General features: G+C 68.0%; 15 protein-coding genes. 13 read left to right on the top strand and 2 right to left on the bottom strand.

The genetic code is table 11. The annotated features are described in order from the left end of the window. The 5 genes from ctaD to AC3IMC_RS14480 form a co-directional block, all read left to right on the top strand. The coding region (ctaD, locus tag AC3IMC_RS14500; RefSeq protein ID WP_490919234.1) for an aa3-type cytochrome oxidase subunit I at positions 1–1485 on the top strand (1485 nt) is incomplete at its 5' end. A 360-nt stretch (positions 1486–1845) separates the two neighbouring features. After that, positions 1846–2901 carry an iron ABC transporter substrate-binding protein gene (locus tag AC3IMC_RS14495; protein WP_490919233.1) on the top strand — a complete coding sequence of 352 codons (1056 nt, stop codon included), beginning with the start codon at positions 1846–1848 and terminating at the stop codon, positions 2899–2901. A 4-nt stretch (positions 2902–2905) separates the two neighbouring features. Beyond that, a complete protein-coding gene (locus AC3IMC_RS14490; protein WP_490919232.1) occupies positions 2906–4495 on the top strand; it encodes an ABC transporter permease in 1590 nt (529 codons plus the stop codon). Then, positions 4492–5649, top strand: coding sequence for an ABC transporter ATP-binding protein (locus tag AC3IMC_RS14485; protein WP_490919231.1), 1158 nt, complete (start codon positions 4492–4494; stop codon positions 5647–5649). Before AC3IMC_RS14490 ends, AC3IMC_RS14485 begins: the two co-directional genes overlap by 4 nt. A gap of 105 nt (positions 5650–5754) precedes the next feature. Then, positions 5755–5982 carry a hypothetical protein gene (locus AC3IMC_RS14480; protein WP_490919229.1) on the top strand — a complete coding sequence of 76 codons (228 nt, stop codon included), beginning with the start codon at positions 5755–5757 and terminating at the stop codon, positions 5980–5982. Between the two features lie 29 nt (positions 5983–6011). On the opposite strand, the gene nhaA is transcribed toward AC3IMC_RS14480, so the two are convergent. Next, entirely contained in the window at positions 6012–7364 is a 1353-nt protein-coding gene (gene nhaA, locus AC3IMC_RS14475; protein ID WP_490919228.1) for a Na+/H+ antiporter NhaA, read from the bottom strand. Positions 7365–7597: 233 nt separating this feature from the next. On the opposite strand from nhaA, the gene AC3IMC_RS14470 reads away from it, so the two are divergent. The 3 genes from AC3IMC_RS14470 to AC3IMC_RS14460 are packed head-to-tail and all read left to right on the top strand — an operon-like array spanning position 7598 to position 9793. Then, on the top strand, positions 7598–8371 hold the full coding sequence (locus AC3IMC_RS14470; protein WP_490919227.1) for a hypothetical protein: 774 nt from the start codon (positions 7598–7600) through the stop codon (positions 8369–8371). Positions 8372–8394: 23 nt separating this feature from the next. Next, positions 8395–9114, top strand: a complete 720-nt coding sequence (locus AC3IMC_RS14465) for a sortase domain-containing protein (RefSeq protein ID WP_490919225.1) — start codon at positions 8395–8397, stop codon at positions 9112–9114. 55 nt (positions 9115–9169) lie between these two features. Further along, a complete protein-coding gene (locus AC3IMC_RS14460) occupies positions 9170–9793 on the top strand; it encodes a hypothetical protein (RefSeq protein WP_490919224.1) in 624 nt (207 codons plus the stop codon). On the opposite strand, the gene AC3IMC_RS14455 is transcribed toward AC3IMC_RS14460, so the two are convergent. Next, positions 9790–10464 carry a PAS and ANTAR domain-containing protein gene (locus tag AC3IMC_RS14455; RefSeq protein ID WP_490919223.1) on the bottom strand — a complete coding sequence of 225 codons (675 nt, stop codon included), beginning with the start codon at positions 10462–10464 and terminating at the stop codon, positions 9790–9792. The two genes, AC3IMC_RS14460 and AC3IMC_RS14455, sit on opposite strands and share 4 nt — an antisense overlap. A gap of 269 nt (positions 10465–10733) precedes the next feature. Between AC3IMC_RS14455 and AC3IMC_RS14450 the strand changes: the two genes are divergently transcribed. The 5 genes from AC3IMC_RS14450 (at position 10734) to AC3IMC_RS14430 (ending at position 15340) form a co-directional block, all read left to right on the top strand. Beyond that, entirely contained in the window at positions 10734–11111 is a 378-nt protein-coding gene (locus AC3IMC_RS14450) for a heavy-metal-associated domain-containing protein (RefSeq protein WP_490919222.1), read from the top strand. An 81-nt stretch (positions 11112–11192) separates the two neighbouring features. Continuing rightward, on the top strand, positions 11193–13358 hold the full coding sequence (locus AC3IMC_RS14445) for a copper-translocating P-type ATPase (protein WP_490919221.1): 2166 nt from the start codon (positions 11193–11195) through the stop codon (positions 13356–13358). A gap of 46 nt (positions 13359–13404) precedes the next feature. Next, a complete protein-coding gene (locus tag AC3IMC_RS14440) occupies positions 13405–13890 on the top strand; it encodes a hypothetical protein (protein WP_490919220.1) in 486 nt (161 codons plus the stop codon). Positions 13891–13944: 54 nt separating this feature from the next. Then, positions 13945–14565 (top strand): DUF305 domain-containing protein, encoded by a 621-nt coding sequence (locus tag AC3IMC_RS14435; RefSeq protein ID WP_490919219.1) that lies wholly within the window; start codon positions 13945–13947, stop codon positions 14563–14565. 115 nt (positions 14566–14680) lie between these two features. Next, on the top strand, positions 14681–15340 hold the full coding sequence (locus AC3IMC_RS14430; protein ID WP_490919218.1) for an arsenate reductase/protein-tyrosine-phosphatase family protein: 660 nt from the start codon (positions 14681–14683) through the stop codon (positions 15338–15340). Positions 15341–15431 lie beyond the last annotated feature (91 nt).

Below are 15431 nucleotides of genomic sequence, written 5' to 3'. Positions count from 1 at the left end.
ATGCTGCTGATGTTCGCCACCCCGCTGTTCGCCGGGTTCGCCAACGTGATCATGCCGCTGCAGATCGGCGCCCCGGACGTGGCGTTCCCCCGCCTGAACGCGCTGGCGTTCTGGTTCTTCCTGTTCGGCTCCACCATCGCCGTCTCCGGCTTCATCACCCCGCAGGGCTCGGCGTCCTTCGGCTGGTTCGCCTACGCCCCGCTGTCCAACACCACCTTCACCCCGGGCGTGGGCGGTGACCTGTGGGTGTTCGGCCTGGCGCTGTCCGGCTTCGGCACCATCCTCGGCGCGGTCAACTTCATCACCACCATCATCTGCATGCGGGCCCCCGGGCTCACCATGTGGCGGATGCCGATCTTCACCTGGAACACCCTGGTCACCGCCATCCTGGTGATCATGGCGTTCCCGCCGCTGGCCGCCGCCCTGTTCGCGCTCGGCGCGGACCGGAAGTTCGGCGCCCATATCTTCGACCCCGCCAATGGCGGCGCCATCCTGTGGCAGCACCTGTTCTGGTTCTTCGGCCACCCCGAGGTGTACATCATTGCGCTGCCGTTCTTCGGCATCGTCTCCGAGATCTTCCCGGTCTTCAGCCGGAAGCCGATCTTCGGCTACAAGGGCCTGGTGTACGCCACCATCGCCATCGCCGCCCTTTCGATGACCGTGTGGGCGCACCACATGTACGTCACCGGCGCTGTATTCCTGCCGTTCTTTGCCTTCATGACCATGCTCATCGCGGTCCCCACGGGCGTGAAGTTCTTCAACTGGATCGGCACAATGTGGGGCGGGTCCTTAACGTTCGAGACCCCGATGCTGTGGAGCATGGGGTTCCTTGCAACGTTCCTCTTCGGCGGGCTGACGGGCATCATCCTGGCCTCGCCGCCCATGGACTTCCACGTCTCGGACTCCTACTTCGTGGTGGCACACTTCCACTACGTGGTGTTCGGCACGGTGGTGTTCGCCATGTTCGCCGGGTTCTACTTCTGGTGGCCCAAGTTCACCGGGAAGATGCTCAACGAGCGCCTGGGCAAGATCCACTTCTGGATGCTGTTCCTGGGCTTCCATGCCACGTTCCTGATCCAGCACTGGCTGGGCGCCCTGGGAATGCCCCGGCGGTACGCGGACTACATGCCCGAGGACAACTTCACGGGCATGAACCAGTTCTCCACCCTCGGCTCCTACCTGCTGGGCGCGTCGCTGATCCCGTTCCTGTGGAACGTCTACATCACCTGGCGCACGGGCCGGAAGGTCACGGTGGACGATCCATGGGGCTTCGGCGCCTCCCTGGAGTGGGCCACGTCCTGCCCTCCGCCGCGCCACAACTTCACCTCGCTCCCCCGGATCCGTTCCGAGCGCCCCGCCCTGGACCTGCACCACCCGGAGCTGAGCATCCGCGAGCATCCACCGGTGCACGGCCCCACGGCGGACGTGCTGGGGGCAGCAGACATCGGCGAGAAGGACGTCCGGTCCCCCAACCCCAACGAGTAACCGGGGAACGTTCGACGGCGGCACTCACGCGGGTGCCGCCGTCGAGCATGTTCCGGGCCCGGTGACCGATTTTCGACGCGCAAAAGCACTCACGCGCCTGATATTTGGGGTGCGCTGGGGAATTTGCGCAGCGGAGACGAATTAGCGGCGGTATGCCGGGCCCTGCGCCGGAGCCACTAGGAGGCTCCGGCAATTACGTCACGCAACGTTTTCGTAATCGATGTGAACCTCGTCACTTAAAGCGCTTTCTGGCTTTATGCTTAGGTTTGCCTACCCTACAGTTTCCTGACAGGGGCACCCTTCCCGGATGCCTTCCAGGACGCAGGTCCACGCAGACTTTTTCCCACGAAAGCAGCCTCAATGAAGATCCGCAACAGCGCGCTGGCCGGCATCGCACTCGCCGCCACCGCAGCCCTCGGCCTGACCGCCTGCGGCGGCGGCACCCCCGCAGGTGGCAGCTCCTCCGCAGCGTCCGGCGGCTCCTCCGCCGGTGAGATCACGGTCTACAACGCCCAGCACGAGAGCCTCACCAAGGAATGGGTTGACGCCTTCACCGCGGAAACCGGCATCAAGGTGACCCTCCGCCAGGGTGACGACACCGAGATGTCCAACCAGATCGTCCAGGAAGGCCAGGCTTCCCCCGCCGACGTGTTCCTCACCGAGAACTCCCCCGCCATGACGCAGGTGGAGAACGCCGGGCTGTTTGCGGACGTGGACAAGGACACCCTGGCCCAGGTCCCTTCCGAGTTCTCGCCGTCCACCGGCAAGTGGACGGGCATCGCCGCCCGCTCCACCGTCCTGGTGTACAACAAGACCAAGCTCACCGAGGACCAGCTGCCCAAGTCCATGCTTGACCTGGCCAAGCCGGAGTGGAAGGGCAAGTGGGCCGCCTCGCCCACCGGCGCCGACTTCCAGGCCATCGTCTCCGCGCTGCTGGAACTCAAGGGCGAAGCCGCCACCGAGGAATGGCTGAAGGCCATGAAGGACAACTCCAAGGCGTACAAGGGCAACAGCACGGCCATGAAGGCTGTCAACGCCGGTGAAGTGGATGCCGCGCTGATCTACCACTACTACTACTACGGCGACCAGGCCAAGACCGGCGAGAACTCCAACAACGTCACCCCGTACTACTTCAAGAACGAGGACCCGGGCGCGTTCCTGTCCGTCTCCGGCGGCGGCGTGCTGAAGTCCTCCAAGAACGCGGCGGCTGCCCAGCAGTTCCTGAAGTTCATCACCGGCAAGAAGGGCCAGGAAGTCCTGAAGAACGGAACGTCCTTCGAGTACGCCATCGGCTCCGACGTCCCCGCCAACGACAAGCTCCTCCCCATCAAGGACCTGCAGGCCCCCAAGGTCGACGCCGCCAAGCTCAACTCCCAGAAGGTCAGCGACCTGATGACCCAGGCAGGACTCCTCTAAGTCAGTGACCACCGATCTATCGGCTCCGCCAAGGCAGGGCACGACGACGGCGGGCCGGGGCAAGCGCCCCCGCCCGCCTTTCGGCGTTTCCGCTGTGTCCATCCTGGCGGTGCTGATCGCCCTGTTCTCCCTCGTCCCCCTGGGATACGTCGCCTACATGACGGTGGCAACCGGGTGGGACACCGCCGTCGCGCTCATCCTCCGGCCCCGCGTGGGCGAACTGCTGCTGAACACCCTGCTGCTCATGGCAGCCACCATCCCGCTGTGCCTGCTGCTTGGCGTGGCCGGGGCCTGGCTGGTGGAGCGGACCAAGCTGCGGGGCCACCGGATCTGGGCGGTGCTGCTGGCGGCGCCGCTGGCCATCCCGGCGTTCGTCAACAGCTACGCCTGGGTCTCGGCGATCCCGTCGCTGGGCGGCCTGGGCTCCGGGATCCTGATCTCCACGCTGTCCTACTTCCCCCTGGTCTACATTCCGGCCGCCGCAACCTTGAGCCGCCTGGACCCGGCCATCGAGCAGTCCGCCGCAGCCCTGGGGCTGGGCGCCTGGCGGTCGTTTTTCCGGGTGGTGCTCCCCCAGCTCCGGATCGCGATGACCGGCGGGGCACTGCTGGTGGGGCTGCACCTGCTCGCCGAATACGGCGCCTTCGCCATGATCCGGTTCGACACCTTCACCACCGCGATCATGACCCAGTACCGGTCCACCTTCAACGGCGCGGCGGGCAACATGCTGGCCAGCGTGCTGGTGTTCTTCTGCCTGCTCCTGCTGGTGGCTGAGGTGCGCAGCCGCGGGACTGCGCGCTACGCACGGATCGGCTCCGGCGCGCAGGCCAAGGCGCTGCGGCTGCCGCTGCACGCCTACCAGGTCCCCGCCCAGCTCTTCCTCCTCGCCCTGACGGCTCTCGCGTTCGGGCTGCCCCTGTACTACGTGCTGCGCTGGACCGCGGCCGGCGGGGCCGGCGCCTGGACCGCGGCCGAGTTCCTCCCCGCCCTCCTGGCCACGTTCTGGTACGGGATCGCAGGTGCCGCGGCCACGACCGTAGTGGCCTTCCCGATGGCCTACCTCGCGGTCCGGCGTCCCGGCTGGTTCAGCAAGTCCCTGGAACTGTCCAACTACGTCACCAGCTCCATGCCCGGCATCGTGGTCGCCCTCGCGTTCGTCACCGTGAGCATCCGCGTGGTCCCCGGCATCTACCAGACGGCCGGGGTACTGGTGGCCGCGTACGTGCTGCTGTTCCTGCCCCGCGCCCTGGTTAACCTGCGGGCCGGCCTGGCGCAGGCCCCCAAGGAACTCGACGAGGCCGCCCAGGCGCTGGGCAAGCCCCCGCTGCTGGCATTCATCCGGGTCACGCTGCGGCTCACCGCCCCCGCGGCCGCCGGCGGTGCGGCCCTGGTGTTCCTGGCCATCGCGAACGAGCTCACCGCCACCTTGCTGCTGTCCCCCAACGGCACCAGGACCCTGGCCACCGAGTTCTGGATCAAGAGCAGCGAGATCGACTACGTCGGGGCCGCCCCCTACGCGCTGCTGATGATCCTGCTCTCGGCCCCCATGACCTACCTCCTCTTCCAACAGTCCAAGAAAGTAGCCGGACAGTGACAGCACCATCCACGCGCAGGCTGCCTGAGCCGCGGGTCGCCCCCTCCGTGGCAGCAACCACCAACAGCCACCTGCAGATCACGGACGTCACCAAGAACTTCGGGTCACAGGCGGTCCTGAAGGGCGTCAACCTGTCCGTGGCCAAGGGCGGAACCACTGCAATCGTGGGCCCCTCCGGCTCGGGCAAGACCACGCTCTTGCGCCTGATCGCCGGGTTTGAACACCCGGACACCGGAACCATTTCACTCAACGGAACCCTCGTGGCCGGGGACGGCGCCTGGCTTCCGGCGCACAAACGGCACATCGGCTACGTGGCCCAGGACGGCGCCCTGTTCCCGCACCTCACCGTAGGCCAGAATGTCGCCTTTGGCCTGAACCCGGCCAAGCTCGACGGCGGCCGCCGCGCCGTGGCAGCGCGCGTGGCTGAGCTGCTCGAGATGGTGTCGCTGGACGCCTCGATGGCCAAGCGCCGCCCGCACCAGCTCTCCGGCGGCCAGCAGCAGCGCGTGGCCCTGGCCCGGGCGCTCGCGCGCGAACCCGAACTGATGCTGCTGGACGAGCCGTTCTCCGCCCTGGACGCCGGCCTGCGCGTGGCAACCCGCCGCGCCGTGGCCAAGGTCCTGGCCGAACACGGGGTCACCACCATCCTGGTCACGCACGACCAGGCCGAGGCTCTCTCCTTCGCCGACCAGGTGGCGGTGATGCGGGGCGGCAAGCTGGCCCAGATCGGAAACCCGTTCGTGGTGTACACCCGCCCCGCGGACCGTGCCACCGCCGAGTTCCTGGGTGACGCCGTCATCCTGGACGCCTGGCTGGAAGGGTCCCTGGCCACCTGCTCGCTGGGCGGCATCCCGGTCCGCAGGCCGCCGGCCCAGGGCCGCGTCCAGCTCATGCTGCGGCCCGAACAGATCCGGATCGCCGAGGACGGCCCTATCCGTGGCGTAGTGGTGGACACCGACTATTTCGGTCCCGAAACCACGGTGCGGCTGAAGCTGAACGTGCCCAAGGAAGTGGCCGAACACGCCGACCACCGGTACCCTGGCGGCGGCGAAATCATCACCATCCGGCACTGGAACGCCTCCATCGCCCGGCCCGGGATGGAGTTGTGCCTGCGCGTGGTGGGCGAGGGCGTCGCGTTCCCGGTGGAGGACTGAGCGGGCCTCCTGCCGACACAGAAAAAACACCGGGCGGAAACACTCCGGCAACGTGTCCGCGGCAAGCTGTGCTTACGGGGATACAACAGCAGGAGGCAGCCCATTATGGAGGCACAAGGAATACGTACCGCCCAGCTTCGCATCGGGGACCAGATCGAAGCGTGGCACCGGGGCAAGCTCTTCCACCGCGGCCGGGTGACCGACGTCGTACCGGCCCTCGAACTCTTCTGGATCCTGGATGCCAGGACCGGCACGCGGAAGCTGCTGGATCCGGAGGCCCTGGAGATCCGGCACGTTGAGGACACGGCAACTCCGCCGCTGGCCACCGCCTGACTTAACGCCCGGAGATTCCAGGGGGAAGCTTAGGCGCGGCCCTGGTAGACGTCCGGGATGCCGTCCTGGTCGGCGTCGACCTTTTCCAGCTCTTCGGCCAGCCGGTACTGCCGGTTCCGGGTCCGCAATACCGCTGTCGCCAGCACCGCGGCGATCAGTGATGCGGCCAGGATCCCCACCTTGGCATGGTCGTCGTGCAGGCTGCCGTGGCCGAAGCTGAGCTCTGCCACCAGCAGCGACACCGTGAACCCGATGCCCGCCAGCAGCGCGACACCGAACACGTCGATCCACTTGAAGGAGCTGTCCAGGCTGGCCCTGGTGGCTTTGGTCAGGACCCACGTGGTGCCCATGATGCCGATCGGCTTGCCCAGGACCAGGCCCAGGATGATGCCCAGCGCCACGGGGTCCGCCAGGGCCGAGCCCAGGCCTTCCCACCCGCCCACGGCCACCCCGGCGGAGAAGAACGCGAAGATGGGCACCGCCACGCCCGCGGAAATGGGCCGGAACCGGTGCTCGAAGATCTCGGCCAGGCCGGGACCGGCTTCCGGTCCGCCGGATGCCTGCGACCGGATCACGGGAACGGCGAAGCCCAAAAGTACACCGGCCACGGTGGCGTGGATGCCGGACGCATGGACCAGAGCCCAGGTCACGGCGCCCAGCGGCAGCAGGATCAGCCACGCGGCCGCGACGTGCCGGCCGAAGAAGCGGCGGTACTTCTGCGCCAGGAAGGCATAGATGGCGAGCGGGATCAGCGCCAGGAGCAGCGGGGTGACCTGGATGTCGGTGGAGTAGAAGAACGCGATGATGGTGATGGCAATGAGGTCATCCACCACAGCCAGCGTCAGCAGGAAGATCCGCAGCGCGCTGGGCAGGTGGGATCCGATGATTGCCAGGACCGCCACAGCGAAGGCGATGTCCGTTGCGGTGGGAATGGCCCAGCCACGGAGCGTCTCCGGGCTGGCGACATTGACGACGGCGTAGATCACCGCCGGGACTGCCACGCCTCCCACCGCGGCCGCCACCGGCACGATCGACTTGCTGATCTGCCGCAGGTCGCCGGCCACGAACTCGCGTTTCAGTTCCAGGCCCACCAGGAAGAAGAAGATCGCCAGCAGCCCGTCGGCTGCCCAGGCCCCGAGGCTCAGTTCCAGGTGCCAGGGCTCATAGCCCGCTTTGAAGTCACGGAGGGCAAAGTAGCTGTCCGACGCCGGGGAGTTGGCCCAGATGAGGGCGGCGACCGCAGCGATAACCAGGAGGGCGCCGCCCACGGTTTCCTTGCGGAGGATCTCCCCGATCCGCAGTGCCTCGGCGTAGCTGCCGCGCGAGAAAACCGTGGAGCCCAGAAACTTGTTCCGGCCGGGAGGTGGCGGCGTGGAGTTCATGAAGGTGTCCTTAAATCCGGGTTCAGCAAAGCCATGCCGACCAGACTTCCCGGCGCACCTTCGTCTATTTTACGGGCGGCGCCGCCCCATCCCAAACACGTTTCCCCGGGGGTCTTTACAAATTTTGTGGGGCAGTTCACAAAAATACCCATCCGGCTGCATTGGTGGCACCGAATCATTAATGTCCCTCATCCGGGACAACAACGTCACTTGCATGAGGAGAATGCTTTCCGATGAACAAGACACTTCGTTTCCTCGCAGTTCCCACCCTCGCCTTGGGCGCCCTGGCCCTCTCAGGCGGTCCCGCCTCCGCAGCCGACCACACATACCAGTCCACCCTTTCCCAGATCAACGGCAGCTCGGCCTCGGGCACTGTCACCGTAGATGTCACCGGCAACCAGGCGCACGCCGTCCTGAAGGTCTCCGGCTTGGCTTCCACCTTCAACAACGCCCCCTACCCGCACGTCCAGCACATCCACGGCGGAGCCCAGGGCGCCTGTCCCGCACCGTCGGCGGACAAGGACGGTGACGGAGTGGTTTCCACCACCGAGGGCGCGCCCAGTTATGGCGGGATCGTGACCACCCTCTCCACCAGCGGCGACACCAGTCCCGCTGCCGGCCTGGACCTCAAGCTGGCCGGCCAGGGAGCCAGCTACACCGTTGACCGCACCTTTGAACTTAACGCCGAGACCAAGGCCGCCCTCGAGGCCGGCACCGCTGTGGTCGTCGTCCATGGGCTGGATCCTGCCACCCTTAGCGCAGCGGGACAGGCCGCCAAGTCCGATCTCGTTCCGAGCCTCCCACTCGCCGCCACCTCCCCTGCCCTGTGCGGAACGCTCAAGGCAGGCCAGATGAAGATGCCTGCCGGCGGGGCAGATACGGGCGTCGCGCAGCAGACCGGCGGCACCGACGCCGGTACCCTCGCTGTGGGCGGCGGCCTGGTTCTGGCAGCAGCTGCAGGCGGGGCCTACATCGTCCGCCGCCGCGGCTCCGGTTCCGCGGCCTAGGCACCCCTGGCAGGACCGGCACTGTGATCTCCCTGAATTCCGGCGGCCGCGGGGGCCTTGGCGCCCCCGCGGCCGCCGGCCTTCTGCTCCTGCTCGCCCTCACCGGCTGCGGCTCCGCAGCAGGAACCTCCGACGCCGACCGGTCGCCTGCGGGTTCCCCTGAACCGACGGCTTCCACCGCACCTTCCGACTCCCAGCCTTCCCCCGCCCCGCCAACTTCCACTGCTCCCGCTCCTGCCATCCAGCCGGCACCCGCTGCCCCGGCCGCCGTCGAACCTCCCGTCCTGTCCCGGTCCGAACCGGCGAGGCTGGACATCCCGGCGATTGGCCTGCGAACGGAACTGCTGAGCCTGGGTCTGCGCGCCAATGGCTCGCTTGAGGTCCCGGAGGACACGGGCGACGGGGCCCCGGCAGGCTGGTACAACGGTTCACCGACTCCCGGCGAGCGAGGCCCGGCCGTGGTGCTGGGACACGTCAACGCCCTCGGCGGCCACAAGGGAATCTTCGCCGACCTCCGCAAGCTGGCCCCCGGCACCGAGGTCACCGTTGCCCGTGCCGACGGAAGTACGCCCGTCTTCGTGGTGGAACGGGGCGCCCTATACGGCAAGGACAATTTCCCCACCGTGGAGGTTTACGGCAATACGGCCGGGTCCGAATTGCGGCTCATCACCTGCGACGGCTACGACCCTGCCACGGGCCTTTTCGACGACAACTACGTGATTTTCGCCAAACTCAAAGCCTGACCTAAACCTGACAAACCGGCCGCCCCGCCCGCGGGACGGCCAGGACGGATGAGCCATGAAGCACCCCGTTGCCCTGCTGGCGTCCCTGGCACTGTCCCTGCTGCTTTCCGGCTGCGCAGCCGCCGCTGGTTCCCCCGTCCCGTCCGCTCCGGCGCAGACTGCTGCAACTGCCGCCAGGACGGGAGAGGGGACCTTCGCCCACCACCACGACGCCGGGGACCCATCTCCTAAAGCAAGTACCGGCGGCCCCAGTGAAGCCGCCAGGATGGTGTGCGGCGACCAGCCGATGGACCGGCTCACCGCCATCCTGGACCTGCACCAAAAGCCGCACACGGTCAGCAACTGGGCGGACAATACCTTCACCTGCACTTATCACCTGGTTGAGGGGGCACTGGAGATCTCCGTGCAGGAGGCGCAGGACCACGCCACCGCCCGGACATACTTCGACGCCAGGAAGGCCCTCGCCTCCGATGCACAACCCATTGAAGGACTGGCCAACCTGGGCTTTCCTGCCTTCGAGACAGCAGCCGGGTCAGCGGTTTTCCAGAAAGACAGCTTTGTGCTGCAGGTGGACGCGTCGGGCCTGCCGGCAACCGTGGGACCCGAAGACATCACGCGCAACGCCCTTGCCTACCAGCTGGCCACCACCATCCTGGCCTGTTGGGTAGCGCACCACTAGCCCGCTCGGTGGCCTCCCACGCCCGCCGCTTGCCCGTGCAGCTGGATGGCCCGCACGGCCCGGTCCAGATACCTGCGCGCCTCGGCGGAGTTGGCCAGCTGCACCAGTTCCGCCGCCACCACCACCAGTTTGACGTTGCGGTGGCTGCTCGTGCTCACCAGCAGCTGGAAGGCGTCGTCCGAGCCCAGTTTCAGCTGGCCCATGAGGATGCCCCGGGCCTGGTCGATGACGGTCCTGGTGGACGTTGCACCGGCCACCGCGTCCCGGGCGGTTTGTTCGGTTTCGCGCTGCAGGGTCCGGGTGAGGTCCACCGTCACGCCCTCCAGGACGGACACCTGTCCTGCTGTATCCAGGACGGCCTCGCCGGAGGTGAGGACCCGCCGGGTGCGCCCCCTGGCGTCCACGATCCGGTGGTACATGCAGAAGAAACCGCCGGTCTGCGCCACCTGCGCCACGATCTCTTCGCACTTGGACCGGTCCTCCGGGTGCTTGTGCGCGAACACAAGCTCAACGGTGGGGACAACCTCGCCGCGCTGGTAGCCGTGGAGGCGGAACATTCCGTCCGACCAGTGGACTTTCCGCGCGTCCAACTCGATCCGGAACGTCCCGGCATCGGATTCGTCGCCACCCAGGGCACTTGAATAGGTGTACAGATCGCTCAGCTCGGCCACAGGTCCACCTCCCGTGCATCGACCGGCCCCCAGCGGGCCGGCGCTGTGCTCGCTCTTTCCAGTATGGCCTCGTTCGGACGGGGAAGATAGGGCCGGAAGCCCCAAGCGGCAGGATGGCTACGTTGCTTGGAGTCCTTGACCAGGATACCCCTGGGGGGTATATTGGCGGTGTTGTCAGTGAAGTGGTATGTCCCGGCTGGTGCCCCGCACCGCCTTCACAGCCGTTCAACCCCAGCACCCATTAATCCTCCACAAGGAATGGAACTGACATGAACATCGGAAACCGGCCCCAGCTTCCCCTCGCGTCCTCCGGCTGCAGCTGCTGCGGCCCTGCCGCTGCCGCCGACCACTCCAGCACCGGCCACCACTCCGGCACCGGCCACCACTCCGGCACCGGCCAGGCGCCTGCGTCTGCCGCCACACCCTCCGACGCCGAAACCTCCGCCCAGCGCTACTTCGCCGTCGAGGGCATGACCTGCGGGCATTGCGTCCGGACCGTGGAAGCTGCAGTCTCCGCCCTGGCCGGCGTCACGTCAGCGTCCGTGGGACTGGTGCCGGGCGGCCTTTCACGCCTCACGGTGGAGGGTTCAGCTCCTGATGCCGCAGTCCGCGAAGCCGTCACCGCCGCGGGCTACGCCCTGGCCTGACCCGCGTCCCGCGCCGGAGTGCGCGTCCAATCGACATCCGCCCGGATTACAGGGCAGCCACTGCCCCTCCAAGGAGGAACCATGCAGGACCAGCACGGCATGCACCAGCACGGCATGCCTGACCACGAACACACCGACAGCCAAACACTGACCGAACCGCCGGCGTCCGCCCCATTACATGCGCAGCACGCACACGCCCAGCACGGCGGGCCTTCGCAGCATGCCCACCATGCAGACGACGACCACACCGTCCATACCCATGGCCAGCATGCCGGGCACAGCGCCGCCATGTTCAAGAACAGGTTCTGGCTGACGCTGGCCCTCTCCGTCCCGGTGGTCTACTTCAGCCCCATGGTGGGGCACATCCTCGGCTACATGGCACCGGACTTCCCGGGTGCAGCTTGGATACCGCCCGTCCTGGGCACCGTAATTTTCCTCCACGGCGGCCAGCCGTTCCTGAAGGGCGGCCTGCAGGAACTCAAGGACCGCAGGCCGGGAATGATGCTGCTGATCGGCATGGCCATCACGGTGGCCTTTGCCGCGTCCTGGGCCACCAGCCTGGGGATTGGCGGTTTCGACCTGGACTTCTGGTGGGAACTCGCGCTCCTGGTGGCCATCATGCTGCTGGGCCACTGGATCGAAATGCGTGCCCTCGGCTCGGCGCAGGGTGCACTGGATGCGCTGGCCGCGCTGCTGCCCGACGAGGCCGAACGCATCACGGACAGCGGAACCGAAACCGTGCCCGTTGCAGAACTCAGCGCAGGCGACCTGGTCCTGGTCCGCTCGGGCGCCAGGATGCCGGCGGACGGCACCGTGGCGCAGGGGCAGGCGGAGTTCGATGAATCCATGATCACCGGTGAGTCCAAAACCGTTCCACGCGGCCCTGGCGACCCTGTCGTGGCCGGAACCGTGGCGACGGACAGCAGCGTCCGGGTGCGGGTCACGGCCGTGGGCGACGACACCGCCCTGGCCGGTATCCAGCGGCTGGTGGCCGAAGCGCAGGAGTCCTCCTCCCGCGCCCAGGCCCTGGCGGACCGTGCCGCGGCGTTCCTGTTCTACTTCGCCGCCGGTGCCGGTGTCCTGACGTTCATCGCCTGGACACTGATGGGCAGTATCCCGGAGGCCGTCACCCGCACAGTCACGGTGCTGGTGATCGCGTGCCCGCATGCCCTGGGCCTGGCCATTCCGCTGGTCATCGCCATCTCCACCGAGCAGGCCGCCCGCGCCGGCGTACTGATCAAGAACCGGATGGCCCTGGAGCGGATGCGCACCATCGACGTCGTCCTGTTCGACAAGACCGGCACGCTGACCACCGGCGAGCCCGAGCTCATGGACGTTGCCGTGGCCGAGGGCGGGAACCCGGACACGCTGCTGGCACTGGCCGCCGCCGTCGAATCGGACAGCGAGCACCCCGTGGCACGGGCCATCGTCCGGGCCGCCCGCGGCCGAAACCTGGCCGTGCCCGCAGCCGCCGGCTTCACCTCGCTGACCGGGCGTGGAGTCCAGGCCAGCGTGGACGGACGCGCGCTGCACGTGGGCGGGCCGGCTCTCCTTCGCGAGCTCGGCGCCGTCGAACCTGCGGAAGTGGCCGCCTCCACCCGCGCATGGATGGACCGCGGGGCAGCCGTGCTGCACGTGCTCGACGGCGGCCGCGTCCTGGGTGCCGTCAGCCTGGAGGATTCGGTGCGGCCGGAGTCCCGGCAGGCGGTTGCGGCGCTGCAGAGCCGCAGAGTGAAGGTGGCCATGGTGACCGGCGACGCGCACCAGGTGGCGCAGGCCGTGGCCGCCGACCTGGGCATCGACGAGGTGTTCGCCGAGGTGCTGCCCGCGGACAAGGACAAGAAGGTGGCAGAGCTGCAGGGCCGGGGCCTGAAGGTGGCCATGGTGGGCGACGGCGTCAACGATTCCCCCGCGCTGGCCCGCGCCGAGGTGGGCATCGCCATCGGCGCCGGGACGGATGTGGCCATGGAATCCGCCGGCGTGGTGCTGGCCGGCAACGATCCGCGCGCCGTGCTGTCCATGGTGGACCTGTCCCGGGCAAGCTACCGGAAGATGTGGCAGAACCTGGTGTGGGCCACCGGCTACAACATCCTGTCCGTGCCGCTGGCCGCGGGTGTCCTGGCCTTCGCCGGTGTGGTTCTCTCGCCCGCCGCCGGGGCGGTCCTGATGTCCGCGTCCACCATCGTGGTGGCTTTGAACGCCCAACTCCTGCGGCGCCTGAAGCTGAACCCGTCCGAGGTACGTTAAAACAAGACCGCCGCCGCCCGGCACTGCCACGGAAGGAGGGACCGCCATGAGCACACCACCACGCAACCTGGCGTCCCTGCTCCGCGCTGCCTGGCTGCTTGCGGGCATCTTGGCGCTCATCGCCGGAATCCTGGGGATGCACGTCCTGACATCCGGCCACTCCTCGCATGCGGCCGCTTCCGCCGGGCCGGTTGCGGCCGTGGTGGATCATGCCACGACTTCGCCGGGGCACATGGCCGGGGACACCGCCGTCGCACCTCCTGCCGCGGGCCACCCTGGCCATGGGCAGGCCGCGCCCCGCGTGGACACCCCGGACCCTGCGCCCTCCGCGTGCGGCGGCACCTGCCCCGGCCTGCAGGAATCGGGAGCCCCCTGCATCCCGTCTGCGCCGAACGGCTCGGTCACCCTCTATCCTCCGCAGGCAGCCCCTGCCGCGGTTCCGGCCCAGCCCGGCCGCGGCAGCCGCGCGGCCTCCTACTCATACTCGCCGCCCAGCCCCACACCCTGTGAGCTGTCCATCAGCCGGACATAAAGCGGGCTGCGCCCCCACAGGCCCAGTCCCCTCTTCTATCCCTGAAGGACCACCATGAACACCATCAAGACCATGTCCATTGCCGCTGCCCTGGCCGCCTCGCTCGGCCTGGCCGGGTGCGCCGCCGGTTCCACTGCAAGCCCCATGCCCATGGACCACGGCAGCTCGGGGCCCATGTCCAGCACGATGCCCAGCATGGCGCCCAGTGCCAGCGCGGACCACAACCAGGCCGACATCATGTTTGCCCAGATGATGATCCCGCACCACGCCCAGGCGGTGGAGATGAGCGGCATCATCCTGGCCAAGCCGGACATGCCCGCCGAGATCACCGCCCTGGCCACGAAGATCAAGGACGCCCAGGCCCCGGAGATCGGGCAGATGACCGGCTGGCTCGAGGGCTGGAACGTGCCGACTGCAATGAGCGACCACTCCGGCCACGGCATGTCCGGCATGGTGGACGACGCCGGAATCGACAAGCTCAAGGCCGCCACCGGCACAGAGGCGGCGCGACTGTTCCTGGAGCAGATGATCGGCCACCATGAAGGCGCCATCGACATGGCCCAGCAGGAAATCAGCGCCGGGAAGTTCCCTGACGCGCTCCAGCTCGGCCATGCGATCGTCGAGGCCCAGCAGGCGGAAATCACCGAGATGAAGCAGCTGCTCGCAGGGCTCTGACCTGTCCACCACGCAGTCTCTCCCACCTTCCACCGCGAAGGTGGGAGGGATGCGTGTTAAGTTGAAAAGCACGGGCCGGACGGCCCGGGGCACCGGCTGGAAAGAGACAATCCCCGTGGACACATCCGCACCAGTAAGAATCCTGACAGTCTGCACCGGCAACATCTGCCGGTCCCCCGTGGCCGAACGGCTGCTGCAGGCAGGACTTAACCAGGTGGTGCCGGGCGGCTTCGAGGTGTCCAGCGCCGGCACCCGCGCGCTCGTGGGTGAGCCGATGCAGCCCATTTCGGCAGACATCGTACGGACGTTTGGCGGTGACCCCGAGGGCTTCGCCGCCCGCCAGCTCACCCCCAGGATCCTGCGGGGCGTGGACCTCGTGCTCACCATGACCTCGGGCCACCGCGGCGAGGTGCTGCAGCTGGATGCTTCCCTGCTTAAGCGGACCTTCACCATCCGGGAGTTTGCCCGCATGCTCGACGTCCTGGACCAGCGGGACACGGATGCGTCCGGTACCGCCGCGGACAACGCGTCCGACGACGGCGGCTGGCTGGCTGCCAATACGGCGTTCTGGCGGGGCTTGCCGGCCCGCGCCGCCGGGGTGCGGCACCTGGCCCTTCCCGCGGACCCGGCCGATAACGACATCGTGGACCCCTACCGCCGGGCACCGGAGGTCTACCGGCAGATGGAGGACCAGCTCGCGCCGGCGATCGTCTCCATCCTCCGCCACGCCCGCCTCAACGCCGCTGCCAGCCCCGACCCGGCCGCCCAGCCCTAAAGGTAGGGTCCGGCCTAAAGGTAGGGCCCGGCCTAAAGGTAGGGTCCGGCCGGTTGTCGGGGACCGGCGTCGGCGCCTGCCTGGTGCCACG

Source organism: Arthrobacter sp. E70 (genome assembly GCF_058266945.1).
Note: the sequence above shows the minus strand (reverse complement) of the source record. Positions and strands in the feature narration are given on the sequence as shown.